The sequence below is a fragment of the Microseira sp. BLCC-F43 genome (assembly GCF_041929235.1).
Taxonomy (GTDB): domain Bacteria; phylum Cyanobacteriota; class Cyanobacteriia; order Cyanobacteriales; family Aerosakkonemataceae; genus Microseira.
The window spans coordinates 26,062-38,451 of the sequence record NZ_JBHFNP010000115.1 but is presented as its reverse complement, the minus strand read 5'-3'; the positions used below and the strand labels follow the sequence as shown (position 1 = coordinate 38,451).

The window sequence follows — 12,390 nt, the reverse complement described above, 5'->3', positions numbered from 1 at the left end:
TCGACGTTTACTCATCGATTGGGAGCAACTGCCACACCAATAATATTTGGTATTTGTGCAACTAGCAGCTTTCCTAAATTTTAGATCTTTGAGTGCAAAAACCATCCCTGGGATGCCAGGTAGTGTTTTTTGCGCTCGTTGGCGATCAAACCATCGCCACCCGCTAGTTTTCCCCAATAGTTATTGTTATGGCTTCACCTAAGAGCCTCCGGTTGGTTTTTTTTATTATATTTGCTACGGGCGCTTCACGCCATAGCCACCAATTACCCTTCCCTTTCTACCTCAGAATTGAGCGCTGTTGATTATATTAGCTTACAGCATAACGTATTTTTCCGATAGTCCATAAAATATCGTTGATTCTTCCAGCCCCACCCATCTCTCCTGTTGCCGAATGGTAACCAACAGCCAAAAAATTAAAACTTCTGTTCTTTTGAGTTGACTTTTCAGGTCTGAGATGTATAATCTGGGGAATAACTTCATATTTTCAATTAGTAATGTCTGGTTGAGAATAGCCGACCTATTTTTTTATTTAAAATGAATAGGTCAATAGCTTACTGAGTGGGGGATTGAACGATTGTTGTCGCCCCGTAAGGGAAATTTTGTCACAAAAATAGTTGGAAAATAAATTAACAAATTTAATGCTGGAAGAGATATACAGGAAAGCAGTTTGGCGGACAAAGAGAGGGCAAAAATAATTTGATATTTACAGATTAGGTCGAGTTCAGGTATGATAGAAGAACAACAAAGCGGAAATATAAATAACGCAAGTTGATAGTTACAAATATGATTAGATACCCCCTGATACCCCTTAATAAGGGGGGAACATTCCTTAAAAATACCACTTCTTATTAAGGGAGATTTAGGGGGAGCGAAAATGTTTAAGATCATAACTAGAAACTTGAGTTAAATAGATCGTTAGACATCTACAGAAATCGATTTTACAGGTTAACACCTAGTTCGCTGCTTTACTAGGAGGGAATTTAAACCCATGATTGGTATGACAATGGCTGTAGAAAAAATGTGTCTGGAAAATTCAGAGCAACCTCTAGTAGTGGGCGATCGCCCTCTGACAATAAATGAAGTAGTTATTGTAGCACGTCACGGTGTCCAGGTACGCATAACTGATGCGCCTGATATTCTCGGCGGCGTGCAAGCATCCTGTGACTACATTCAGGATGCTGTGGAATCGGGTCAGCCTATTTACGGTGTCACCAGCGGCTTTGGCGGCATGGCAAATGTTCCGATCTCACGCGAATGTGCGGCACTGCTGCAAAACAACTTGATGCGGTATCACAAGGTAGGGGCTGGAAAAAAATTACCTCTGGCTGATGTGCGCGCTGCGATGCTTTTGCGGCTCAATTCTCACTTGTATGGGGCATCAGGCATTCGCCTCGAACTTCTCGGACGCATGGTAAAGTTCCTCAATAGTGGTGTTACACCCCATGTATATGAATTAGGTTCAATCGGTGCTAGCGGAGATTTGACACCTTTAAGCTACATTGCTGGGGCGTTGATCGGTTTGGACTCAATTTACACTGTAGACTTTAACGGAAAAGAACTGGACGCACTGACAGCCCTCGAACTGCTTGGTTTAGAGCGATTGCAATTACTTCCTAAAGAAGGGTTGGCAATGATGAATGGCACCTCAGTGATGACAGGTATTGCTGCCAATTGCATCTACGATACTAAAGTTTTATTAGCACTAGCAATGGGTGTCCATGCCCTAGTTATCCAAGGCTTAAACGGCACCAATCAATCATTTCACCGCTTCATCCATAAATTAAAACCCCATCTAGGACAACTCTGGACTGCCAACCAAATGCTCGACTTGCTGTTAGGTTCGCGCCTGATCAGGGAAGAATTAGACGGTTCTCACGACTATCGCGGCTCTCAACCAATTCAAGACCGCTATTCGCTGCGTTGCTTACCACAATATATGGGGCCGATTGTAGAAGGGATTGCAGAAATTCAAAAACAAATTGAAGTAGAAATTAACTCAGCCACTGATAACCCACTGATTGATGTGGAAAACCAAGCAAGCTATCACGGCGGTAATTTTTTGGGGCAATACGTTGGTGTAGGAATGGATCGGTTGCGGTACTATATCGGTTTATTAGCCAAGCATTTGGACGTACAAATTGCCTCTCTTGTCGCTCCAGAATTTAATAACGGATTGCCACCATCGTTAGTAGGGAATCCACAGAGGATAGTCAACATGGGACTAAAGGGGTTGCAAATTACTGGCAACTCAATTATGCCATTGTTAACTTTTTATGGAAATTCTATAGCAGACAGATTTCCTAGCCACGCAGAACAATATAACCAAAATATCAACAGCCAAGGTTTTGCTTCTGCTAATTTAGCCCGAACGAGTGTAGAAATTTTTCAACAATATATGGCGATCGCTCTGATGTTTGGGGTGCAAGCTGTTGATTTACGCACGTATAAAATTGCGGAACATTACGATGGTCGCGATACCCTCTCGCCTGCAACCAGAGAGTTATATATGGCAGTGCGGAACGTAGTAGGACACCCTCCTTCTGCTGACCGTCCTTACATTTGGAACGACGAGGAACAATCCCTAGACTTGCACATTGCCCAAATTGCAGCTGATATCGCCTCTGGGGGTAAGATTGTTGCAGCCGTTAACCAAATTTTGTCTAGCTTGAAGTAAGGATGAAAGCACTATGAATATTGCTCATCATATAGAAGGAGGTCCCTCGCTATTTCCTGATGAAATTGCTCTAATTTTTAACTGGAATTTAGGAGAGGTAGAGAGCGCAAAAGGAATCCAAGTAGGAGTGGAGATAATCGGAGAGGAAAAAAATAGCGGGTCAGCTTTTGGGAAGTTGACCCGGATGACAGAAGATGAGAGAAGTCTGACCAAGGCTCATCTTTCGTGATGAAAAATCTCACTCAAATACAAGAATTTCGTCAAGAGATCTACAAAAATATATGCAAAGCGCAAGATGCTACCTTTGAGTTAATGAATGCGCTGTTGCTGAGTCCAAAAGCAGACAGTTTAGCGGATTTCTCGTTGTACGCGGTCTTTCGTCGCCAATGGTCGAGTACCTATGAAGCCCTACAAGATACTCGACCCGATACAGAAGAGTTAATCAAGCTTTATATCAGACAAATCCCGCCGTAGCCCCGAATTGTCTTAGGGGGCGACCACACGGGTTGGGCGAGACCGTTTGTCAAAAGACTCCAAGAACGAACCTACGAACATTAACCAATTTTTGATGTTGAAAAGGCAAATTTTCTGGGGCGATCTCAACTTGCGTCAAATTCTAATTTTACCACAATTTCAAGTATAGCGAAGTATAAGGCAACAGTTATTTTGTCAAGTTATCAGGACTGACCCACGACGAGAAAAGAAACAAAGGTGAGACCGTCGATCTCTAGTTGCCTTTCCCAACTATTTTTCATAGAAATCCGGATGGGTGCGCGTCAGACCAGTTTATCTTACTCAGGACGGGCGCATATATATCCTTTTGGAGTGATTGACTGGATTTAAGTCGCGTAGCAAAATAAAAAGACACATTCAGCAGAAATAATTACCATATTTGATGCAGGAAGAGTGTGCCCGTTGCGTAATTCGTAAACATTTTTGAGTCTCAAATCATGCTCTTTCCTGGATATCGAGTTAGCTTTTTTTTTGCTAATCATAGGACAGTTTCTCTCTGTATTGGGAAGCGGAATCAGTACTTTTGCTATCGTGTGGTGGCTGACCGCCACATATAACTCAGGTACGCTTATTGCGATACAGCTCATAGCTTCTATGGTACCTGGCATTTTATTGGGTCCGTTACTTGCTCCTATAGTAGACCGACTGCCACGGCAGAAAATAATGCTGGTCTGCGACTTGCTCAACGCAGTGCTGCTTGTGCCAATCATTGCAGCCTTTGCCCTAGAAAAAATTAATATACCTTTGTTGGTGCTGTTCGCTGTACTCTCTAGCGTGCTTGCAGCAGTCCACCAACCCACACTCCTTTCAGCCTGTAGTCAAATCATCACCCCAGAAGGTCGTGGCAAACTTGCTGGAATCCGAGAAGTCATGCACGCCTCAAAGTCAGTTTTTGGACCAGTGATAGCAACATTGCTATTCAATTGGTTTGCTGTGTCTCAAATTTTGGAAGTGCAACTGCTGACTTTTATTATCTCTTTTGTTTCGTTAATCTTTGTGAAACTTCCACCGCTTCTGGACAGAGAAAAACAGGGTTTGTGGACAGCCAATGATGAGTATAAGCAAGACCTGATTGAAGCTTGGCACTTTATGTGTCAAAACCGTGGTCTAACTATACTTTTAGTGTTCTTCATGTTAGTCAACATTGGAATTACACTTCCTTCAATCCTGCCACTGCTTGTCACTCAAGTATTCAATGGAGGTCCTGGTGTCTTGGCTGCTCTGGAAACGGCTTATGGTATTGGATGGATAGTTAGTAGTATAGCTGTCACAGCAACCGGAGGTTTTTCCCAACGAGTACAGGCGTTACTAATAGGAATGCCTGCTTGCGGTTTATGTAGGGCTTCTCTAGGGATAAGTCCTACAGTCGCATTGGCGATGGGTTTTACTTTTCTCTATGGTGTAGTCGGACCTGCCGTCAATACTTCAAGTACCGCAATTTGGCTTGAGTGGGTACCCGAAAGGCTACAAGGACGCATCTTTAGTATTCGTAATTCTCTAGGGCAGTTGGGTACGACAATCGGCTATTTGTTCGGGGGCATATTAGCAGATCGCTATGGTGCTTCATTAATCCTAGTAGGTGGGGGCGTACTCGTTGTTGCTGTAACCATTTTGGTAATTTTGGAAAGTTCCTTGTTTTCCTTGCAGCAGAATTCTTTATCTCAAGAAGGGCTTGCTGAATAACGATAGAAATCCGAATAAACACACTTTAATCTGGGTTGGGGAGGGCGAGGTTAATCCCTCAACCCTACCCGACAATTCCACGCTTTTTTTTAGGAGTATCAGGTCTCCTAGATAGGAAACTTATATCATGTCCGATAGCATCGGTTGTGTATATTTGTAGGGGCGAAGCATTCGGGCGATAACTTCTGTAAGAAACCCAAGGTTTTTATCCGAATGCTTCGCCCTGCCCTTAGGCAACCGAGACAAACGGAAACGGATATGATATTATTCAGTTTAATCGGAATCTGTAAATACAGGATTCGCTCACTGCTATAGTTGCCTTTCTAAGTACAAGTTTATCGCTCTTCTGTCACTATGGCTCAAGAAAAAGGGTGAAGCATTGCGGTATCTACACTTTCCCCTTTGACGATAGATTTATCGCCACCAAGAAAAAGGGTGAAGCATTGCGGTATCTACACTTTCCCCTTTGACGATAGATTTATCGCCGCAATGCTTCACCCCTACAAAATCAATGGTTTCTCAATATTCTGTATCGAGAGTCATAAAAGAGGGTCAATATGTAGCCCAATTTTAGGAAATTGGTATTAATCGGATTTTTTCTGACGGATTATCTTAGCTAAATCCTCTAGTCTAGATGCATAAACTAATAAACGTAACGGCAATTTTATGGAAAATTGTTTTTCAATCTCCGCCGCCAGAACCATCATCAGCAAAGAGTTACCTCCCAAATCAAAAAAATCATCCTCCACAGAAATCGGTTTAGTTTGGAGAAGATTTTCCCAAATCTCAATCAGTTTTGCTTCCAGTGTACCGACTGTGCAGACGGTTTTTGGCGTTGTTCTTTGCTGAAGCAATGGGGTCATCTTACCATTTTTATTGAGGTTGGCTACAGATGATTCATCTGGTATCTGTAAACATCGCGCTTGCATCTCAAGACTGAGTTGTTCTGCATATTTAGCGATCGTCAATTGGGGACTATCCACCATCTTATTCAGTAGCTTCTCAAATTCTTGCAGGTAGCTACAGATTGTTTGATCTTCAAATAAATCTGTATTGTAGTAACACCGCAACAATAATTGCTCCTCGGTTTCTAAAGCATCAATAAATAGCTCTAACTTTTCGTAATATCTGGGAATAATCGAACTTTCAACCGTTAATTTTTCTAAGTGAAGTTTTTGCGGTTTAGTCACTCGATCGACATTGAATCTAATCGAAATTAAAGGAATTCGGTTGGGCTGTCGGGTCAATTTTAACTTTTTCAGCAGACTCCCAAATGTTAGCTGATGATGTTCAATATCTGACATTAAAGTGTCAGAACGCCAGCGCAAATAATCGGCAAAATTTATCTGTGGGTTAACCTTGGTGCGTGAAGGAAGCAAATTCACGCAATGTCCGATTAATTGAAATTTATCGCTTACCGATTGTCCGGCGATCGCAATACCGAGGACAAAATCTGGCTGTTGGGTGAGGGAATACAGAAAAACTTCAAAAGCTGCCGTTAACGTAATCATAAACGTAGCCCCCTGACTCATCCCGATTTTTTTGAGGGAAACTATAGTTTTAGCAGGAATCTCCCAATCCTCTCTAGAAGCATTAAAACTTCGCTCTTTGGGATAGGGACGATCTGTAGGCAAATTTAATGGTGGTACTGGTGGATTAAGTCGGTTTAACCAATATTTTTCAGCCAATAGATAGGCTTCTGTCCTCATCTGTTGTTGCGACCAGAGAGCGTATTCACTAAAGGGAATAGCATGAGGAAGCTTGGGAATTTCACCTCTTTTTATCGCATTGTAAAGGGTTGATAACTCAGAATAAAAAACTCCTAAAGACCAACCATCAAAAATAATATGATGGGCTGTAAACAGGAGTCTATGTTCTTGGGGACTGAGCCTAACTAATTTGACCCGAAATAAAGGTCCCCAAATCAAATCGAAGGGTTGCTTGACAGCATCGAATTGAAGATTTTGCCATGCTTGTTTTTGCTCATCAATAGACAGTTATTCTAGAGAAATCAAAGGGATATCAAACTTGATACTAGGAGCAATACATAACTTACGACCATCGGGACTAAAGGTACTTCTAAGAGATTCATGTCGTTCGACGATCGTAGCGAGAGCAAAGTGCAACGCCTCTATATTGAGGGAACCAGATAAATTCAGCACCATTGAGAGATTGAAGGCACAATTAGCATCTTCTCCCATCTGTACAGAGAGCCAAATTTCCTGTTGTGATTCTGTGGTGGGGACAGTTGACTGTAGTTCCCCCTTAGCAAATGGGTCAAAATCTACAGGGACGAAAAGGGGTTTTGACATTGATTGAATGCTACTCAACTGGTGAATAAAAGTCGCTCGTAGTAAGCGCTTAAGCGCTTACTACAAACCTTGTTTTTTTTCGCCGACTTAGCGAGCTACAAACTTTTTATCAGTTGATAAACACCTGTTTGTCGCTGTTGAAGATACCGCTCGTAGTCAGCGCTTAAGCGCTTACTACAAACCTTTTTTTTCGCCGACTTAGCGAGCTACAGTTGATAAACACCTGTTTGTCGCTGTTGAAGATACCGCTCGTAGTCAGCGCTTAAGCGCTTACTACAAACCTTGATTTTTTGCGCAGACTTACTTATCTACAAACTTTTGATCAGTTGATAAACACCTGTTTGTCGATCTTGAAAATACCAACCCGGATTCCCTTGGGGATCTCGTCCTAATTTAGCTCCTGGAAGAGGGGGCTGATTTTCTGGATGTTCGCTTAAGTGGGTATCGGTAGCAGTCACTATCTGTCCGAAAAAACCTGCTTTTTGCAGTGAGTTAACACTTTCACAAAAGGCATCAATTACCGCTTGAATTTCCCCATCGGAGTGAGCGAGGGTGAGAAAGATGGGTCGGTTTTCTTGAATATAGATTCCTCGCTCTCGCAATAAATAGAACATCAGTTCGGAATAACTGATATCTTGGGTAAATTTCAGCATCATCAGAGAGCCAAAATTCACCATTTTCAGTGGGGCTTGGATGGAATCAAAATAATTGTTTAGGGTTGCCACCATTTGATGAGTTTTCTGATTTAACTGGGTATGTAACTCCTCACCATTTTGTTGAAAATAAGACAATATTGCTTTAGCTGCTGCCATTGCTAAGGGATGACGCACAAAAGTTCCGGCTAAAAAGGTGACACCAACTTCGGGAACAGATTCGTCGACCTATTGCCAAAATCCGCCATCTAAAGCATCCATAAAACGGGATTTTCCGGCAATTACACCAATCGGCATTCCTCCCCCTACAATTTTGCCGTAAGTGGCGATATCTGCTTGAACGCCAAATGCTGCTTGCGCTCCGGATGGGTGTATTCTGAAACCCGTAATCATTTCATCAAAAATGAGAACTGTTCCCGATCTGTCGCACAATTGACGAAGCTGACGCAGAAATTCTTGCGGTTGAATATCTGGATAGCGACTTTGCACGGGTTCAATTAAAATCGCAGCTAAATCATCCGCTAATTCTGCCAGAATTTTTAAGGATTCAGGGTTATTATAATCAACTACTACCATATTTTGGAGTGCTTCTGGCATAATGCCACAAGCGGCGGGAATGGCTCGGTAGTCTTTGGTAGGACGAACAATTACCTCATCACAAATGCCGTGATAACCTCCTGAAAAAATGGCGATTTTGCTGCGATTTGTCACCGGGCGAGCAATTCGCATCGCGCCTAATACGGCTTCTGAACCCGTATTACAAAATGTTGCTCGATCGAAGTTAGTCATCTGGCAAATTAATTGTGCGACTTCTCCGGCGAGAAGAGTCATCGGTCCAATTTCTATTCCCTGTTCCAGTTGTTTGGCGATCGCAGATTGAATCAGAGGGGATGAGTGTCCCAAAAAGTTAGACCCAAAACCGTTGACTAAATCGATGTATTCATTCCCATCTATATCCCATAGTTTTGCGCATGCTGAACGGGTGGTAACAATGGGATAAACCATTTCTTTGAGCGTGGGATTAAACCCAGAAACCGTGCGAGGATCGGCAAAATGAGAGCGATTAGCTTGAGTGTAGGCTTTTGATTGAGTTGTTTTTGTTGTATATCGTTTGATTAAGTCTTGAAGAAAAGTTTGCTGACTTGGAGTTAACGCTTGTTTGGGATTTTTTTGAATCTTGGCTCCCACAGTCAAAGGTTTGTAATTGGGTGATGTTTCCGGCTGGGAATTTCGAGTACTATCCACTCCATTTGTAGCGAAATTATTTCCTCTTTGCGGATTCTGCGCCTCTGGACGAACACTACTGTCCCATTGCCGCAGTACCGCTAACTGCTCGGACATCACTTGCAATTGCTGAGTGATGATAGATTGAATATCGGGCTGATTAGTAGGGGAAACAGGCGGTGTTTTAATAGGGACGGGATTGGATGGAATTGGGTTGGTTGGAATTGGGTTGGTTTGGATGGGTTTAACCAACTCTGCGGGTAAGTTTGCACTCAAATACTCAGACAACAACTTCAGGGTAGAAAATTCCTGAATCAGTTGGCGGAAAGTCAGTTTGAGCTTAAATCGTTTTTCTAAAGCTTGGGCAATTTGAGCTAAGGTTAATGAATCAAACCCCATTTCTAAAAAGGTTGCCGACTCATCCAAAGCAGCAGGATTGAGTCCCGATATTTCTGCAAAGATTTCTTTGATATCGGTCATCAGGTTAGGAGTAGGGGAGTACGCTAAGTTTGAGGTTTGAGGAGTCATTTCAGGCTTACTATTAGAGGAAAAATCTGAATCGATCGCCACATTGGGAGATTGAGTCGTTTGAGTAGTTTTATTTGGTTCTACCCAATAGCGCTGACGTTGAAAGGGATAGGTAGGTAAAGGAATGCGATCGCACGATTGCTCCTGATAAACACAATCCCAATTCACCGCTACACCATTAACCCAAAGCTGTCCCAAGGTTTTCAAAACAAAGCGAATATCTGACTCTGTTTCTTGCGGATGACGTACAGAATTCAAGACAATTTGGGTGGTTTTAAAAAGCGGATGGCGTTTGACGAAGGTGCTTAAGGTTCTTCCCGGTCCAACTTCTAGCAGGATTTGGTCTGGGTTGTTGAGAAAACACTCAATTCCGCCAGCAAAATTGACTAAGGATCTGACATGGTTACTCCAATAGTTTGGATCGGTTGCTTGGGTTGGAGTCATCCAATTTCCCGTAACATTAGAAACCAAAGGAATTTGAGGGGAAGACAGCTTGACTTTTGCCACTCGACGGGTAAAGGCATCTAAAATTGGCTCCATCATTGGCGAATGAAAAGCATGGGAAGTCTTCAAAGGTCGTGTTTCAATCCCTTGAGTTTTGAGTTGATTTTCTAAAGCCGCGATCGCGTCTATAGTCCCAGAAACAACGCAACGAGAGGGTTCGTTAATCGCAGCAATCCCTAAGGATTCATTTAAAAATGGTTGTACTTTTTCGGGAGCAATCGGAATAGATAACATGGCTCCGGGTGGAAGTTGCTGAATCATTTTTCCTCGTGCTGCTATCAAGGAAAGTGCATCTTCCAGGGAGAAAACTCCTGCTAAACAAGCCGCTACATATTCTCCCACACTATGACCAATAAATCCCGCAGGTTGAACACCCCAAGATTGCCACAATTGAGCCAGAGCATATTCTATGGTAAATAAAGCGGGTTGTGCGAGCGCAGTTTGTTGCAGTTGTTGTTCGGCTTTTTCTTGCTGGTCAGTTTCCGGGTAAATCAGGGAACGCAAATCCAATCTCAAGTCGCTGAACAATAATTCAGCACATCGATCGACCGTTTCGCGAAATACCTTTTCCTGCTCATATAAACCCCGCGCCATATTGACATATTGAGAACCCTGTCCCGAAAACATAAAAATCACGGGTGGGGGACTCTTTTTCGCCTTTCCTGTCACGAGGGAAGAAGAGTTTGATAAGAGATGATTTGTTGTTTCTTCAAGATTTGCAGCAACGACTATCCGCCGATGTTCAAAGGCTTTTCGTCCTAGACTCAAAGTATAAGCAACATCCCCCAATTCTAGGTCAGGATGCTGTTGCAGATGGTGTCCCAAATTCTCAGTTGCTTGCTCAAGAGCGGCTGGGGTTTTAGCAGATAAAATGAGTAATTGATCTGGATATTTTCCCTCCCGATTTAGGTTGTTAATCGTGGGAGCTTCTTCCAGAATAATATGTGCATTCGTTCCGCCAATCCCAAAAGAACTCACTCCCGCTCGTCGAGGTGCTTCTTGACTCTCCCAATGAGATAATTTGGTATTGACATAAAATGGACTATTAGCAAAATCAATATTGGGGTTGGGATGCTCAAAATGCAAACTGGGGGGAATTTGCTGATGCTTAATAGCTAAGGCGGTTTTGATTAGACCCGCAACACCAGCAGCACTATTTAAGTGTCCCACATTTGTTTTGAGGGAACCAATCGCACAAAATTGAGTTTGATTCGTACTCTCGCGAAATGCTTGAGTTAATGCTGCAATTTCGATCGGATCTCCGAGTTGCGTTCCCGTACCGTGTGCTTCAATATAAGTAATCGTTTCTGCTGCTACATCAGCTACAGATTGAGCCGACAGAATCACATTAACTTGACCTTCAATACTTGGTGCTGTATAACCGACTTTCACCGCACCATCGTTATTAATAGCAGACCCTTTAATTAGAGCATAAATGTAATCCCCATCCGCGATCGCTTCTGTCGCTCGTTTCAAGGTGACAATTGCCACTCCACCACTCCCAACTGTTCCCTTTGCTTGAGCATCAAAAGCGCGACAATGACCATCAGGAGAATGAATCATTCCCTCTTGGTACAAATAGCCAATTTCAGGATTTACCTTCAGGGTGACACCTCCCGCTAACGCGATATCGCATTCTCCACTAAGTAACCCTTGACAAGCCAAATGAACTGCAACTAAAGAACTCGAACAAGCGGTTTGAATATTAATTGCAGGACCTTTAAGATTCAATCGATAAGCAGTTCTCGTAGCCAGAAACTCGCTATCATTAGCCAAGTACAGTTGAAAATCATCAAAAAACTTTAATAACTCACTATTGCCATAAATATTCTGCAAATAGTATCGACTGATTCCCGCACTTGCATAAACCCCAATCAGTCCATCATAACTTTGGGAATCGTAACCCGATATTTCCAAAGCCGATCGCGCACATTCTAAAAATAAGCGATGTTGGGGGTCAGAAATTTCTGCTTCCCTGGGATGAATCCCAAAAAATTCAGCATCAAACTTATCGATATCATCCACCACCGCCTTAGCTTTTACATAGTTAGGATGATAGGCTAATTCCCGATTCACCCCAGAAGCTAAAACCTCTTCTGTCGAGAAAAACTGAATCGATTCCACCCCATTTTTTAAATTCTGCCAGAATTCATCAATATTTTTTGCCCCCGGCACATTGACAGACATTCCAATAATTGCAATATCCGAATCCCTCACCTCACTCTTCAAATTATCCAACATCATCTTTCCTTCCTCTCCTTTTCTCTTATCTCTGCGTTCTCTGCGTCTGGAGCGGTTC

8 protein-coding genes and 1 pseudogene are annotated in these 12,390 nt (G+C 42.7%); 4 read left to right on the top strand and 5 right to left on the bottom strand.

From position 1 onward, the window contains the following. Window positions 1–312 precede the first annotated feature (312 nt). Complete coding sequence (locus tag ACE1CM_RS16800; protein ID WP_374878654.1) at window positions 313–480, bottom strand: hypothetical protein; 168 nt, start codon at window positions 478–480, stop codon at window positions 313–315. Between the two features lie 508 nt (window positions 481–988). Between ACE1CM_RS16800 and hutH the strand changes: the two genes are divergently transcribed. The 4 genes from hutH (at window position 989) to ACE1CM_RS16780 (ending at window position 4,870) form a co-directional block, all read left to right on the top strand. Further along, a complete protein-coding gene (hutH, locus tag ACE1CM_RS16795; RefSeq protein WP_374878653.1) occupies window positions 989–2,674 on the top strand; it encodes a histidine ammonia-lyase in 1,686 nt (561 codons plus the stop codon). A 13-nt stretch (window positions 2,675–2,687) separates the two neighbouring features. Continuing rightward, window positions 2,688–2,903: a hypothetical protein gene (locus ACE1CM_RS16790; protein ID WP_374878652.1), complete on the top strand. Its 216-nt coding sequence runs from the start codon at window positions 2,688–2,690 to the stop codon at window positions 2,901–2,903. After that, a complete protein-coding gene (locus ACE1CM_RS16785) occupies window positions 2,903–3,148 on the top strand; it encodes a hypothetical protein (protein WP_374878651.1) in 246 nt (81 codons plus the stop codon). Before ACE1CM_RS16790 ends, ACE1CM_RS16785 begins: the two co-directional genes overlap by 1 nt. Window positions 3,149–3,610: 462 nt before the next feature. After that, window positions 3,611–4,870: an MFS transporter gene (locus ACE1CM_RS16780; protein ID WP_374878650.1), complete on the top strand. Its 1,260-nt coding sequence runs from the start codon at window positions 3,611–3,613 to the stop codon at window positions 4,868–4,870. Between the two features lie 584 nt (window positions 4,871–5,454). Here ACE1CM_RS16780 and ACE1CM_RS16775 read toward each other — a convergent pair. From ACE1CM_RS16775 to ACE1CM_RS16760, 4 genes and pseudogenes are all read right to left on the bottom strand, one after another. Beyond that, window positions 5,455–5,733 carry an acyl carrier protein gene (locus ACE1CM_RS16775; RefSeq protein WP_374878702.1) on the bottom strand — a complete coding sequence of 93 codons (279 nt, stop codon included), beginning with the start codon at window positions 5,731–5,733 and terminating at the stop codon, window positions 5,455–5,457. 96 nt (window positions 5,734–5,829) lie between these two features. After that, window positions 5,830–7,182: pseudogene (locus tag ACE1CM_RS16770) on the bottom strand (condensation domain-containing protein); the annotation flags it as partial. Between the two features lie 308 nt (window positions 7,183–7,490). Beyond that, window positions 7,491–8,012, bottom strand: a complete 522-nt coding sequence (locus tag ACE1CM_RS16765) for a hypothetical protein (protein WP_374878649.1) — start codon at window positions 8,010–8,012, stop codon at window positions 7,491–7,493. 51 nt (window positions 8,013–8,063) lie between these two features. Continuing rightward, the gene (locus ACE1CM_RS16760; RefSeq protein ID WP_374878648.1) at window positions 8,064–12,335 is read right to left on the bottom strand and encodes an aminotransferase class III-fold pyridoxal phosphate-dependent enzyme; all 4,272 of its coding nucleotides are present in this window, start codon (window positions 12,333–12,335) and stop codon (window positions 8,064–8,066) included. Window positions 12,336–12,390: the final 55 nt, after the last annotated feature.